Source organism: Saccharopolyspora sp. NPDC047091 (assembly GCF_040643635.1).
GTDB lineage: Bacteria > Actinomycetota > Actinomycetes > Mycobacteriales > Pseudonocardiaceae > Saccharopolyspora_C.
The window spans coordinates 1-16012 of the sequence record NZ_JBEYUS010000042.1; the positions used below are offsets into that span (position 1 = coordinate 1).

The 16012-nt window shown below is 71.6% G+C and carries 1 protein-coding gene; it reads right to left on the minus strand.

Annotated elements, in window-relative coordinates:
* Window positions 1-12 precede the first annotated feature (12 nt).
* On the minus strand, window positions 13-16011 hold the full coding sequence (locus tag ABZ805_RS18610; protein ID WP_358441539.1) for an amino acid adenylation domain-containing protein: 15999 nt from the start codon (window positions 16009-16011) through the stop codon (window positions 13-15).
* Window position 16012 lies beyond the last annotated feature (1 nt).

Consider the following 16012-nt stretch of genomic DNA (forward strand, 5'->3'; position numbering starts at 1 on the left):
CCAGGCCGTCCATCAACCGCCCGAGCACGTCTGGTCCGGCACGTCCGGCCGGGACGCGATCGACTCGTGGTGGTCGAGCACCGCCTGCACCGCCGAGACGAGCGTGTCGTGCTCGGTGTTCTCGGGAGCCCGCAGCACCTTCCACTGGTTGAGCCGGTCGACCGGCCCGCCCATCTCGGCGAACCAGTGCAGCACCGGGGTCAGCGGGACCTCGCCCACCCCGTTGGTGTCGGCGAGATCGGGAGTGCTCTCCTCGAACCGCGCCACCCGCGCCAGTCCCGCGACCGACTTGTGCTCGAAGACGTCCTTGGCGGTGAACACCAGTCCGACGCGGCGCGCACGGCCGGCGAGTTGGATGGACATGATGCTGTCCCCGCCCAACGCGAAGAAGCCATCGTCGATGCCCACGGACTCCAGCCCGAGAACATCCGCGTACAGCTCGCACAGCACCTTTTCGCGGTCGTCCCTCGGCCCGCGGCCGGTCACCACGGCCTCGACGGCCGGCTCCGGCAGCGCGCGGTGGTCGATCTTGCCGTTGGGGGTGAACGGCAGTGCGTCGAGGCGGACGATCGCGGCAGGGACCATGTACTCCGGCAGTGTGGCGGCCGCGTGCGCACGCAGCGCTTCCTCGTCCACGCCGGTCCCGGCGGCCGTCGGCACCACGTAGCTCACGAGGCGGTTGTCCCCCGGACGGTCCTGCCTCAGCAGCGTCACGCCCTGCGCGACGGCGGGATGTCGTTGCAGTACCGCGTCGATCTCGCCGAGTTCGACGCGGAAGCCGCGGATCTTCACCTGGTGGTCGACCCGGCCGACGAACTCCACGTCACCACGTGCGTTCCAGCGCACCAGGTCACCGGTGCGGTACATCCGCTCGCCCGGGGCTCCGAAGGGGTCGGCCACGAACCGCTCGGCCGTGAGAACGCGGCGGCCCAGGTACCCCCGGCCGACACCGCTGCCAGCGAGGTACGCCTCGCCGAGGACACCGCGCGGCACCGGGTTGAGCGCCGCGTCCAGCACGTACAGCCGGTCGTCCGGGATGGCCCGGCCGGCGTCGGGCTGCTCGGCACCGGTGAGCGGTTCGCTCATCGTGGTGAGCACGGTCGACTCGGTGGCACCGTAGACGTTGACCAGCCGACGTCCCGCACGATGCCAGCGCGCCGCGAGTTCGGCCGAGAACGCCTCACCGCCGACCAGCACTCCGCGCAGGCTCGGCACGTCCTCGGGGTCGAGGGTGGCGAGCAGCGCCGGTGGTGCCGCCAGGTGCGTGACACCGTGCGCTCGTACGAACTCGGCCAGTTCGTCACCTCCGACGACGCTGTCCTGCGGTCCGAGCACCATCGTCGTCCCGCTCAGGAGGGTCATGACGAAGTCGCCGAGCGCCGCGTCGAAGTTCGGCGACACCAACTGGAGCACGCGGCTCGTGCTGTCGAGCCCGAGTTTGTCGACGTGTCCGGCCGCCAGACCCGCGAGGCCGTGGTGATCCACCTGGACGCCTTTGGGCCGACCAGTCGAACCGGACGTGTACACGACGTAGGCCACTGCGGACAGCTGAAGCGGCGAGATCCTGTCGCCGTCGTCCAGGTCGTGGTCAGGACACGCACGAATCGCAGCACGAACCGTCTCGTCGTCGACCAGCAACCGAGCGACGCCCTGGTGAGGGAGCGATTCCTCCAGGTGCCGCGCGGTGATCACCAGCGACGGGCGCGCGTCACCGAGCATGAACTCGATGCGGTCCGCCGGGTAGTTCGGATCGACCGGCAGGTAGGCCGCTCCCGCCTTCTGCACTGCGAGCAGGGCGACGACGAGTTCCGCGCCACGTGGCAAGGCGACCGCCACCACCCGCTCAGGACCGACGCCGAGCGAGATCAGGTACCGAGCCCACTGGTTGGCGCGGGCGTTGAGCTCCGCGTAGTGGATCTCCCGGCCCTCGGCCACCACGGCGGGGTGGTGCGGCGTCCGGTCGCACTGGCGCTCGAACAGCGCGGCCCACGTTCCCGGTTCGGCGTCGGCGCCGCCGCTGCCCGTCGCCACCAGTGCCGCGCGCTCGGAAACCGCGAGCAGCTCGGCCTGCCGGACCCGGCGGGACGGATCCTCGACCAGCGAGGCCAGCAACCGGCGGAACCACTCGCCGAGTCGTCGCGCCGTGGCGGTGTCGAACAGGTCGGCGCTGAACTGCACCGTGCAGTCGAGCCCACCCGCGCGTCCGTCTCGGTCACGGGGCCGCTCGCCGAAACCGAACAGCAGGTCGAAGTTCGCGACTCCGGTGTCCAGCGGGTACGAGGTGACGTCCAGCTCCGCGACGCCTCCGACTCCACTGGTGCCTCCGCCGGGAACGGCAGCGGCGTCGTTGAGCGAGAGCATCACCTGGAACAGCGGATGCTTGGCCAGTGACCGATCCGGTGCCAGCAGGTCCACCAGTCGCTCGAACGGCACGTCCTGGTGGGCGTAGGCGTCCAGGTCGGTGCGGCGGACCCGCGCCAGCAGTTCCGCGAAGGTGGGCGCTCCGGACACGTCGGTCCGCAGCACCAGCGTGTTGACGAAGAAGCCGACCAGGTTCTCGGTCGCCGCGTCGGTCCGGCCCGCGACCGTCGTGCCCAGCGGGATGTCGTCGCCCGCGCCCAGCCGGTGCAGCAGCGCGGCCAACGTCGCCTGCAACACCATGAACACGCTCACCGCGTGCTCCCTGGCGACCTGCACGATCCGGGCGTGCAGGTCCGGTGGGACCTCGAAGGTGATCCGGCCACCCTGGTAGGACGACGAGGAGGGGCGGGGGCGGTCCACCGGCAGGCTGATCTCGGTGGGCAGGTCGGCCAACGAGGACGCCCAGTGATCCAGTTGAACGGCCAGTGGACTCTGCGGGTCGTCCTCGGCACCGAGCACCTCGCGCTGCCACAGCGCGTAATCCGCGTACTGCACGGCCAGTTCAGGCCACTGTGGACTCTCGGCCGCCCGCCGGGCGCGGTACGCGGTGGTGAGATCGCGAACCAGGACCGGAACCGACCAGCCGTCGGCGGCGATGTGGTGCAGGGACAAGAGAAGCACGTGCTCGTCGCCCCGGCCATCGATCTCGAACAGCACGCCGCGCACCGGTAGCTCGCCGGCGAGGTCGAAGCCCTGACGCGCCGCCTCCGTGACGTCTCCGGCGAGTCCGGCCTCGCTCGTCGCCACGACCTTCCAGGGTGGACGAACGGTGTCGACGACCACCTGGTGGGGCCCCTCTGCGTCCTCCACGAACACCGTCCGCAGGACCTCGTGCCGGGCCAGCACGTCCGCGAACGCCGCCGCGAGCGCGTCGCGATCGAGCCTGCCGGTCAGCCGGAGCGCCAGCGGCATGTTGTACGCCGCGTTGCTGCCCTGGAACCGGTTGACGAACCACAGCCTGCGCTGCCCGAACGACAGCGGCAGCAGGCCGGATCGGGAAGCCCTGCGCAGCGGGGTGCGCGCCCGGCCGGCGTCGCGCAGCGCCAGAGCGAGCCCCGCGACCGTCGGCGTGTCGAACACCTGCCGGACCGCGATCTCCGCACCGAACGCGGCACGAATCCGGCCCGCCAGGGTGGTGGCGAGCAGCGAATGGCCGCCGCGCGCGAAGAAGTCGTCGTCGATGCCGACCGCACCGACGCCGAGCACGTCGGCGAACAACTCGCAGAGGATCTCCTCCTGCGGTCCGCGCGGAGACCCGCCGCCGGTACCGCCGTCCGCCGGTGTCGGCAGTGCGCGGCGGTCGAGCTTCCCGTTGGACGTCAGGGGAAGCTCGTCCATCAGTACGAACGCCGACGGCACTTGGTACTCCGGGAGGAGCGCCGCGAGGTGTTCGCGGACCGAGTCCACCCCCAGCGCCCCGTCGGCAGGCACGAGGTACGCCACGAGCCGGGCGCTTCCGGGCTGGTCCTCCCGCACGACGACGGCACCGCGCTCCACGGCGGGGTGCGCGGTGAGCGCCGCCTCGACCTCTCCCGGCTCGACGCGGAACCCGCGCAGTTTGACCTGGTCGTCGGCACGCCCCAGGAAGTCCAGCGCTCCGTCGCGGTTCCACCGGACCAGATCCCCGGTTCGGTACATCCGCGCGCCGGGGGCGCCGAACGGGCAGGCGATGAAGCGCTCGGCGGTGCCCGCCGCACGGGCCAGATAGCCCCGGGCCAACCCGGAACCGGCGACGTACAGCTCCCCCGGCATTCCGGCCGGAACGGGTCGAAGCCGGCGATCCAGGACGAAAACGCTGGTGCCGAGCACCGGCCGCCCGATCGTCGGATGCTCGCCCACCGCGAGCGGTGCGCTCATCGTCGCGGCGACGGTGACCTCGGTCGGCCCGTAGGCATCGATCACGCGGCGGCCACCGATCGCCCACCCGGACGCGAGTTCCGCCGGGACGGCCTCGCCTCCGATCACCACGCACCGCACGGCCGGAACCTCCTGCTCCGCGACCGTGTCGAGGAGCGAGGCGGACAGCATCACGTGCGAGGCGCGCCGGTTCGCGAGTTCGGCGGCCAGCTCCGATCCGACGAGCCGACCGGGCGGTGGAGCCAGCACCAGCGCGGCACCCACCGACAGGGTCATCACGATATCGGCCACCGACACGTCGAACTGCGGCGACACGACTTGGAGCACACGGCTCCGCGGCTCCAGGTCGAGCCCGTCCCGGTGGGTCGTCGCGAGTGCGGCCAGACCAGCATGGCTGACGGCCACACCCTTCGGCTGCCCCGTGGAGCCGGAGGTGTAGATGATGTAAGCGAGGTTCGCCGGCACCACCTCGAACTCGACCGGCGGGGCCGCCGCCTCCTCGCCGGTGCCGGGCACCAGGACCGCAGCGTCGACGCCGGATTCCAGGTCGGCCCGCGTCGCCGCGTCCGTCACGAACACGCGGGGCCGCGCCTCGGCGACGATCGCCCGGGTGCGCTCGGCTGGCGCGTCGGCTGCCAGCGGGAGGTACACCGCACCGAGCTTGAACACGGCCAGGACCGCCTCGATCCACTCGTGCGAGCGGGGCAGCACGACCGCGACCACCTGCTCCGGCCCAGCGCCGTATGCCGCCAGCCGGTGTGCGAGGGCGTTGGCCCGCCGGTCGAGTTCCGCGTACGACAGGCTGATCCCGCTCTGCGCGCACTCCACCGCGATAGCGTCCGGTGTGGTCCGGACGACCTCGTGGAAGCCGTCCGTCCAGCGGGTCTCCGGGTGCGGGCCGCCGCGGTTGTCGCCGCGCACGAGCCGCGCCAGTTCCGCTGGGGCGACGAATTCGGTGCCGGAAAGCGGACTGTCCGGGCGCCGCGTCGCCGCGTCGAGCAGCCGCACGAGCCGGTCGACGACGTCCTCGGCCGTCCGGCGATCGAACAGCTCGACGTCGTACTCCAGCGAGCCGCGCAGGCGCTCCACCACACCGCTGGCGGCACGGCGTTCCCGCAACGAGAACGCCAGGTCCACCTTCGCCGTGGCCGTGCCGACCGGACGGGCGCTGACCCGCACGCCGCCCCACTCGTGCACGTCCCCGTCCACGGCCGCGCGATCGCTGTCGAAGGTCAGCGAGACCTGGAACAGCGGGTTCCTCGACCGGGAACGCTGTGGGCGCAGCACCTCCACCAACCGGTCGAACGGGACGGCCTGATGAGCGTAGGCGGCGAGGTCGGTGTCCCGGACCTGGCGGACGAGTTCGGTGAACGTCGGGTCCCGGCTCAGGTCGGCGCGGAGGACGAGCGTGTTGACGAAGAACCCGACGAGCCGGTCCACAGCCTCATCCCGGCGGCCTTCGATCGGCACTCCGAGCGCGACGTCCTCCCCCGCGCCCCACCGCGACAGCAGCGCCGACAACCCTGCCTGGATCACCATGAACACGCTCGCCCCGACCTGCCGTGCGAAGGCGTCCATGCGCGCGTGCAGGTCGGCCGGGACGTCGAATGCGACGACGTCGCCCCGGTGGGCGGGGCTCGCCGGGCGGGAGCGGTCGGGCGTGACGGTGCACTCCTCCGGCAGACCGGCGAGCGCTGTGGTCCAGTAGTCGATCTGGTCGGCGAGCGGACCGTCCTGGTCGGTGGTGCCGAACGTCCGCTCCTCCCACAGAGCCACGTCGGCGTACTGCACCGGCAACGACGGCCACGCTGGCTCCGTGCCCGAACAGCGTGCTTCGTAGGCCGAGCGGAGATCCTCGGCGAGGACTGGCAACGACCAGCCGTCGGCGGCGATGTGGTGCAGGAGGACGAGGAGCACGTGCCGTTCGACGCCCACCCGGACGAGCCACGCCCTGATCGGCGGCTCGGCGGCGAGGTCGAACGGGTGGCCCGCGAGGTCGGTCAGCGTCGCGTCCAGCTCGTCCTCGTCGATCGCGATCAGCGCAGGCCCGATGTGGACCTCATCGGCTTCGAGCAGGACCTGGTGCGGTCCCTGGGAATCCTCGGCGATCACCGTCCGCAGCGACTCGTGGCGACGCACGACGTCGGCCAGCGCCGCACGCAGGGCGGACTCGTCCAGGCTTCCCGACAGCTCCAGCGCGAGCGGCAGGTGGTAGGTCGGGTTGGGTCCTTCCATCCGGTCCAGCAGCCAGAGCCGGCGCTGCACCATCGACAGCGGAACCCGCCGCGGCCGGGGGGTGGCTCTGGTGACGGGCGCGCGTGCCACACCAGCGCCGTCGAGGGATCGGACCAGCCCGGCCACGGTCGGCTGCTCGAAGACCTGCCGGATCGCGACCTCCACGCCCAGCGCACCGCGAATGCGGTTGACCAGCCGAGTCGCGAGCAGCGAATGCCCGCCCAGTGCGAAGAAGCTGTCCTCGACACCGACGTGCGGGACACCGAGCACGTCGGCGAACAGCGAGCAGAGCACGTCCTCCCGTGCTCCGCGAGCGCCGCGCGTCGATCGGGACGAGGACTCGTGCTCAGGAACAGGGAGCACCGCGCGATCGAGTTTTCCGTTGGTGGTCAACGGGATCTCGTCCACGCGAACGAACGCCGAAGGCACCATGTACTCCGGCAGCGTCGACGCCACGTGCGAGCGCAACTCCGCCACGTCCAGGCTCGTCCCGGTCCCCGCAACGACGTAGGCGACCAGCCGCGGGTCACCCGCGCGGTCCTCGCGGACGAGGGCGGCCACGCGTTCGACCGCCGGATGGGATCGCACCGCCGCCAGCACCTCGCCGAGCTCGACGCGGTGTCCCCGCACCGTGACCTGGTCGTCGGCGCGTCCCGCGTAGACCAGCTCGCCGTCGCTGGTGCGTCGCACGAGGTCTCCCGTGCGGTACATCCGCTCGCCCGGCTCGCCGAACGGGCACGCGACGAACCGCTCGGAGGTCAATCCGGGTCGACCGTGATAACCCCGCGCGAGCTGGGCGCCCGCCACGTACAGCTCGCCGACCACTCCGTCCGGCACCGGGGCGAACCGGTCGTCCACCACGTAGGCGCGCACGTTGCGGAACGGCCGTCCGATCGGCACGTCGCCCTCGGGTGTCGGGGTCGCCGGGTCGAGCCGGTATTCCAGGCAGTTCACCGTGAGTTCGGTCGGCCCGTAGACGTTGCGGACGGCGACCTCGGGGTGCCGCGAGCGCCAGGCCGCGAGCGCGGGTCCGCGAAGCGCTTCGCCACCGATCAGCAGCAGTTCGCTCGGGGACATGCTGTCCGGGAGCGACTCCAGCATCTCCAGGTGGCTCGGCGTCACCTTCATCAGCGTGGGACGCGCACGGTCGTCGGCCTCGTCCGCGTTCAACGATCCCAGGCGCACGCACCCACCGGCGACCAGCGGGGTGTACAGCGCGCTGACGGTGAGGTCGAAGGACACCGGTGAATGCAGCAGGGTGCTGCCGGCGGCCTCGGGATAGGCGTCGCGAGCGCGCTGGACGTAGGCGCCCAGCGCCCGGTGTTCCACCACGACGCCCTTCGGACGCCCCGTCGAGCCCGACGTGTAGATCACGTACGCGACGTCCCCGCCGAGCACGGTGGTCCGGCGGCCGTCTCCGAGATTGTCGCCGTTGCGCCGCGCGAGGGCCTTGACGACCTCAGGTGCGTCCAGCACGAGCCGCACCGCCGAGCCACCGGTCACGCGGGGCAGCGCGTCCGCGCAGGCCGCCGTGGTGACGAGGAGCTGCGGCGAGACGTCCCCGAGGACGTACGCGATCCGCTCGCTCGGCTGCTCCAGATCCACCGGGACGTAGCCCGCGCCGGACTTCAGCACGCCGAGCAGCGCGACGACCATGTCGACCGATCGCGGTAGCGCGAGGCCGACCAGGCCACCGCGCCCCACACCCCGCTCCCTGAGCATCCGGGCGAGCCGGTTGGCCCGCGCGTTGAGGTCGGCGTAGGACAGCGTCTCCTCGGCCGATCGCACGGCGGGAGCCTGCGGGGTCCGCGCGGCCTGCTGCTCGAACAGGTCGGGAACGGTGCGGGCGGGCACGTCCTCGGCGGTGTCGTTCCAGTCCACGAGAACGCGGTGCCGCTCCGCGGGGTCCAGCAGGCAGAGATCGGCGACCGCGCGTCGCGGATCTCGCACTGCCTCCGACAGGGCGCGCACGTAGCACCGGGTGATCATCTCTGCGGTCGTGCGGTCGAACAGGTCGGTGCTGAACAACAGGACGCCGTGCACGCCCGCCGGGTCGCCTTCGGCCGTCCGGCGCTCCCGAAGCCCCATCGAGAGGTCGAACTTCGCCGAGCCCGTGGTGGCCGCGCGGGACGACGCGGTGAGACCAGGAAGGTCCACCGTGTACTGCGGATCGTCGCGCTCGAACGTGAGCATCACCTGGAACAGCGGGTGCCGGGCCGGTGAACGACGCGGGTTGAGCACCTCGACCAAGCGCTCGTAGGGCACGTCCTGGTGGGCGTAGGCCGCGAGCGAGACGTCCCGCACCCGCGCGAGCAGTTCCGCGCAGCTCGGTCGGCCGGATAGGTCGTGCCGCAGCACCAACGAGTTCACGAACAGTCCGACCAGGTCCTCGACCGCCTCCTCCGACCGCCCGGCGACCGGTGTCCCGATCGGGATGTCGGTGCCCGCACCGAGCCGGTGCAACGTCGCCGCGAGAGCCGCCTGCGCGACCATGAACACGCTGGCTCCGTGCTCACGGCCCCACCCTTCGAGTGCGCGGTGCAGGCCGCATGGGATCTCGAACTCCACCTGATCGCCCCGGTGCGACGGCTCCGCGCGTCGCGCCCGGTCGAACGGCAGCGGCAGTTCCTCCGGTACGCCGGCGAGTCGTGATCGCCAGTAGTCGAGCTGCGCGCCCGCGAGGCCGGCCTGCTCGCCCTCGTCTCCCAGCAGCGCGCGCTGCCACAGCACGTAATCCGAGTACTGGGCCGGAAGCGGCGACAGCCGCGGCACCGTCCCCGCGCGGCGCGCCGCGTACGCCGCGCTGAGGTCGCGGGCCAACACCGACACCGACCACCCATCAGCGGCGATGTGGTGGACCAGCACCAGCAGGACGTGCTCGTCCCGCGCTCGTTCGAACAGCCGGACCCGCAGGGGTGGCTCGTTCTCCAGGTCGAAATGATGCAGAGCGTCCGCCTCGACTGCGGATTCCCACGCCGTGTCGCGTGCCTCCACGACGCGGAAGTCCACCGGCGTGGACGGTGGCAGGACGATCTGGTGCACCCCTTCCTCGTCCTGGGCGACGACGGTGCGCAGCGACTCGTGCCGGACGGCCACATCGGACAGTGCGGCGGCCAGCGCGTCGCGGTCCAGGTTCCCCGACAGGTGCAGCACGAGCGGCAGGTTGTAGGTCGCGGAGGGTCCCCGGAGGCGGTGCAGGAACCACAGTCGTTCCTGGGCGAAGGACAGTGGAACCCGGTCGGGTCGTACGGCATCCGCCGTCAGCGCGGGCCGCACCTCGTCGTCCGGGGTCAAGGCGCGCGACAGTCCTTCGACCGTCGGGTGCTCGAACACCCGGCGCACCGCGACCTCCGACCCGAACGCGGTGCGGATCCGGCTCGTCAGGCGGGTCACGAGCAGCGAATGACCGCCGAGCGCGAAGAAATCGTCGTCGATGCCGACCGATGCGACGCCCAGCACCTCTGCGAACAGGGCGCAGAGCATCTCCTCCCTGGGGTTTCTCGGTCGTCGGGTCTCGTGAGCGTGCTCCGGTTCCGGTGCGGGCAGGGCCGCCCGGTCGAGTTTCCCGTTCGGCGTCAGCGGAAGCGCGTCGAGCGAGATGAGGCTGACCGGAACCATGTACGCCGGCAGGTGTTGCGCGGCGTGCGCGCGGATCTCGGCCGTGGAGGCTGTGGCCACGACGTAACCGACGAGCTTTCGATCACCCGGCCGGTCCTCCCGGACCACCACGGCCGCCTGGGCAACGGCGGGATGTCTCGACAGCTCCGCGGCGATCTCCTCGGGCTCGATCCGGAAGCCCCGCAGCTTGACCTGGTCGTCGGTGCGGCCGAGGTGCTCCAGCCCGCCGCGAGGCCGCCAGCGGGCGAGATCCCCGGTGCGGTACATCCGCTCGCCCGGTCCGCCGAACGGGCAAGCCACGAACCGCTCGGAGGTCAGGTCCGGGCGGCCCAGATATCCCCGGGCCAGGCCCGCTCCGGCCACGTACAGCTCTCCCGGCACCCCGGGCGGGACCGGCCGCAGGTGCGCGTCGAGGACGTACACCCGGGTGTTCGCGATGGGCAGGCCGATGCCCGGCTCCGGGTCGTCACCGGCCAGCACGGCCGACGTCGACCAGACCGTCGTCTCCGTCGGGCCGTAGAGGTTCGTCACCGACGGTGCGTGTGCGCTCAGCGCCCGCGCGAGGTCTCCGGGCAGCGGTTCACCACCGACCAGGACGCGCACCGAGCGCAACGCGTCGGCGGCACCGCCGCCGACCACCTCGCGCCACAGGCTCGGCGTCGCCTGCATGACGGTGATGCCCGCCGACTCGACCAAGGCGCGGAGCCGCTCCGGGTCGCGGACGTCCTCGCGGGAAGCCAGCACGACGCGGCCACCCGACAGCAGTGGCGCGAGCAGTTCCAGTGCCGCGATGTCGAAGGCGACCGTGGTGACCGCGAGCAACCGGTCCGATGCCGACAACTCGACCGTGCGCGTCATGTCGGCCAGGAAGTTCGCCAGCGCGCGCCGTCCGACCACCACGCCCTTCGGGCGTCCGGTCGAGCCGGACGTGTGGATCACGTAGGCCGGATGATGGCCGCGTGCTCGCGTGCCCGGATCGGTTTCCGGTTCCGCGCTCAGCAGCGCTCTCGTGTCGTCCTCGTCGAGCAGCAGAACGGGTCGCCCCGAGGGGAGGTTCCGCGCCGTCTCGCGCGTGGTGAGGACGCATCGGGGTTCGGTGCCGGCCAGCACCGTGCGCATCCGTCCGGCGGGATGCTCCGGGTCGAGCGGTACGTAGGCGGCTCCGGTCTTCACCACCGCGAGCATCGCCACGAGCAGACCCACGTCACGCGGCAAGGCGAGCGCGATCAACTCCTCGGGACCCGCGCCGTACCGGAGCAGGTGGTGTGCGAGCTGATTCGCACGTGCGTCGAGTTCGGCGTAGGAGAGCACCACGTCGTCCTGCTGCACCGCCGGCGCCGCAGGGCATCGGCGTGCCCTGTCCACGAAGAGCCCGACGATCGACTCGTCGTCCACCGGTCGGGCCGTGTCGTTCGGCTCATCGAGCAGCGCGCGGCGTTCCTGGTCGTCGAGCAGGTCGAGGGTGCTCACCCGACGGCGCGGGTCCTCGACGGCGAGGGCGAGCACCCGGACGAGCTGGCGGGCCAGCCGCTGGACCGTCTCCTGGTCGAACAGGTCGGTGCTGAACTCGATCGTACCGTCCACACCGGACGGACGCGGGCCGCCGCGGCGGCGCAGGGTGAACGCCAGGTCCACCCGGGACGTCGAGATCGGGGCCGGGTGCGGAGTGCAGTCCAGCTCGGGCAGGTCGGGGGCGATCGCGTCACCGTCCGGCGACAGCGCCAGCAGCACCTGGAACAGCGGGTGCCGGGACAGCGACCGCTCCGGCCGTACCGAGTCCACCACTCGTTCGAACGGAACGTCCTCGTTCGCGAACGCCGACAGGTTCGTGTCGCGCACCCGGCGGAGCACTTCCGCGAACTCGGGGTCGCCGGACAGATCCGCGCGCAGCACCAGCGTGTTCACGAAGAACCCGACGGTGTCCGCCACGGCGTCGTCGGGTCGACCGGCGACCGCCACCCCCAGCGGCAGGTCGTCGCCGGCTCCGAGCCGTGCGAGCAGGCAACCCAGCCCGGCCTGCACGACCATGAACAGGCTCGTCCCGCCGGCGCGGGCGAGATCTTCGAGTCGCTGGTGCAACGCGGCGTCCAGGCCGAACCGCACGTGATCGCCGCGGAAGCTCGCCACGGCGGGCCGGCGACGATCCGTGGGCAGCGCCAGCTCTGCCGGCGACCCGTTCAGTGCGGTCCGCCAGAATTCGAGTTGCTCGGCGAGCGGACTGACCGGATCGTCTTCGTCGCCGAGGAATTCCCGCTGCCAGAGCGCGTAGTCCGCGTACTGCATGGGGATCGGCGACCAGTCGGGCACCGCACCCGCACGACGCGCCGCGTACGCCCGGCCGAGGTCGCGGGCGAGCACCGTGATGGACCAACCGTCGGCGGCGACGTGGTGCGTGAGGAGGAGCAGCACGTGGTCGTCCGGTCCGAGTTCGAACAGCGTGCACCGCAGCGGGGGCTCGTGCGCGAGGTCGAAGGGTGTGGCCGACGCGGTGGCGAGGTGCTCGTCCACATCGGCCGGATCCGCCGCCACCACCGGGAGCTCCACGTCGACGTCGTCGCGGACCACCTGGTGCGCTCCGGTGTCGTCCTCGGCGAAAACGGTGCGTAAGACCTCGTGCCTGGCGGCCAGGTCGGACAGCGCCGAGCGCAGCGCAGCCCGGTCGAGCGACCCGGACAGCCGCAGAGCCAGCGGCATGGTGTACGTCGCGTCGGGTTCGAAGCGGTTGAGGAACCACAGCCGCTGCTGGCCGAACGACAGCGGTACCCGCTCAGGCCGGGGGACGGGCGTCATCACCGGTCGCGCGCGGCGCGTTCGATCCAGCGCCGTGGCGAGCGCCGCCACCGTCGGGTGGTCGAAGACCTGGCGGACGGTCAGCTCGACGTCCAGCGCGGCGCGGGCCTTGCTCACCAGGGCGGTCGCCAGGAGCGAATGTCCGCCCAGCCGGAAGAAATCGTCGTCCACGCCGACCTGTTCCGCACCGACGACCTCGGCGAAGATGCCGCAGAGGATCTCCTCGGTCGGGCTGCTGGGCTCCCGGGCCTGCCCGCGTGCGTGCTCGGGTGCGGGAAGCGCGGCGCGGTCGACTTTCCCGTTCGGCGTCAGCGGGATCTCGTCCAGGACCACCCACTCCGACGGGACCATGTACTGCGGCAGCGCCGAGCGCACGTGTTCGCGCAGGGTGTCCGGCAGGACGTCCTCGCCCACCACGACGTAGGCGACGAGCCGCTGATCACCCGGGGTGTCCTCCCGGACGACCACCGTCGCCTGCTCCACGGCGGAGCTACTCGTCAGCGTGGCTTCCACTTCGCCGAGCTCGATCCGGTGCCCGCGCACCTTGACCTGGTCGTCGACCCGGCCGAGGTAGTCCAGCTCGCCGTCACTTCGCCGGCGAACGAGGTCGCCGGTTCGGTACATGCGGTTCCCCGCGCCGCCGAACGGGTCGGCCACGAACCGTTCGGATGTCAGGCCGGCACGATGCAGATAACCGCGCGCGAGCTGCTCGCCTGCCAGGTACAGCTCCCCCGGGGCACCGGGAGCCACCGGGCGCAGGGCGCCGTCGAGCACGTACGCCCGGGTGTTCCACACTGGACGTCCGATGGGAACGGACCCGCGCGGGTCCTCCGCACCCGGTTCGAGCCGGTGCACGATCGTGCCGACCGTGGCCTCGGTGGGGCCGTATTCGTTGATCAGCGTGGTGCCGGGGTTCTTCCGCCGCCACGCCGCCGCGCTCGCACCGGTGAGCGCCTCACCACCGACGACGAGTTGGCCCGTCGGATTGACGTTGTCGGGCAGCGTGTTCAGCAGCGGGAGGTGCGCGGGTGTGGCTTTGAGGAACGTCGGCCTGCCGAGTCCCGCCAGGTGCTCGGCGCTTCCGGTCAGCTCGGCGATCTCCACCTGACCACCGCAGGTCAACGGCGCGAACAGCGACGTCACGGTGAGGTCGAAAGCCACCGACGAGTGCAGCAACGTGCGCCCGGAGACGCCGGGGTACTGGTCCCGGACGTAGCTCAGGTAGTGGCCGAGCGCGCGGTGCTCGACCACGACGCCCTTGGGATGGCCGGTCGAACCCGAGGTGTAGATGACGTAAGCCGCGTCAGCGGGCCGCACCTGCACACCAGGATTCCCGGCGGGGTGATCACCGACGTCGTCCCACGACACCGCCCGGTCACCGATGCTCTTCGGCGCCAGGCCGGTGTCCGTCAGCACCAGCACCGGGTCCGCGTCGGCGACCAGGTATTCGACGCGCTCGGCGGGATACTCCGGATCGATCGGAAGGTACGCGGCTCCGGACTTGAGCACCGCGAGCAGGCAGACGAGCAGTTCCGGGCCGCGCGGGAGCAGGACGGCCACGATCGTTCCCGGAGCCGCTCCCCGGCCGGTCAGCGAGTGGGACAACCGGTTGGCCCGGGCGTTGAGTTCGGCGTAGGACAGTTCGGTGTCGCCGCTGACGATCGCGGGCGCGTCCGGGGTGCTTCTCGCTTGTGCCTCGATCAACTCCGGCACCGAGACCCGGTCGACGGGGCGATCGGTGTCGTTGTGCTCGGTCAGGCCCCGGTGCCGCTCCCCCGCGTCGAGCAGGTCGACGGCGCCGACGAGTTGCCGAGGATCGTCGGTGATCGCCGCCAGCACCCGCACCGTGCGGCGCAGGATCGCTTCGGCCTGCTCCCGGTCGACCAGGTCGGGTCGGTGGTCCAGCTTCAGGCGCAGGGCGTGCCCCGGCCCGACGACGAGGGCGAGCGGGTAGTGCGTGGCGTCGCTGCTGCGTGCTCCGGTGAGCCCGAACTCGCGGGCGGTGGACGAATCACCCTCCCCGCTGAGGGGGTAGTTCTGGAAGGTGCACACCGCGTCGAACAGTTCGCCCACGCCGATCCAGCGCTGGATTTCGGACAAGCCGACGTGCTGGTGCGGCAACAACGCACCGTGCTCGGCCTGGACCTGTCGCAACAGCTCCACGAGGGTCTGATCGGGGCGCGCACGAACGCATCGGGGCACGGTGTTGACGAACAGGCCGATCATGCGCTCCACCCCGTCCAGCTCGGGCGGGCGTCCGGAGACCGTGTTGCCGACGACGACGGTGTCCCTGCCGGATTGGTGACCGACGACCAGCGCCCACGCGGTGAGGACGACGGTGTTCAGGGTCAGGCCGAGCTCCCGCGCCCGCTGGACGAGCCGTTCGGTCTCGTCCTCGGACAGCTCCGTGTGGACCTGCTCCGGCACGACCGGGTCGGTGGCGGCGGGTACGACCGCCGTGGATTCGTCGACACCGCCGAGCGCGCGACGCCATGCCCGTTCGTCCGCCGCCGGGTCCTGGGCGGCGATCCATTCGAGGTAGTCCCGGTACGGCCGCGCCGGCGGCAGGATGTCGGTCGCACCGGACTCGATCGTGAGCAGTTCGTGCACGAGGATCGGCAGCGACCACCCGTCGAGCAGGATGTGGTGGTAGGTCAGGATCAGCCGGAACCTGCCAGGGTCGAGGACGACCGCGGTGAAGCGCAGCAGCGGCGGGCTTCCGAGGTCGAAGCCTCGCGCGTGGTCCTCGGCGGCGACCCGGTCCGCCGCTGCTCCGCGCTCGTCGTCCGACGACGCCCCACCCGTCAGATCGACCAGGTGCCACGCCGCCGGTACTGAGCGGAGGACGAGCTGCGCCCACTGGCCCGACTTGCGTTGCCGGAAGCAGCTCCGCAGGGCGGTGTGCCGGTCCAGGAGCGCCTGCACGGCGGCGTGCAGGCGTTCGACGTCGACCTGGTCTCGTTCGAACTCCAGCACGGACTGCCCGATGTAGACGTCCGTGCCGTTCGGGTCGTAGACGTGGTGGAACAGCAGGCCTTCCTGGAGCGGCGAAAGTCCGAGAATGTCCTCGATCAGTTTCGAGCGGATCACG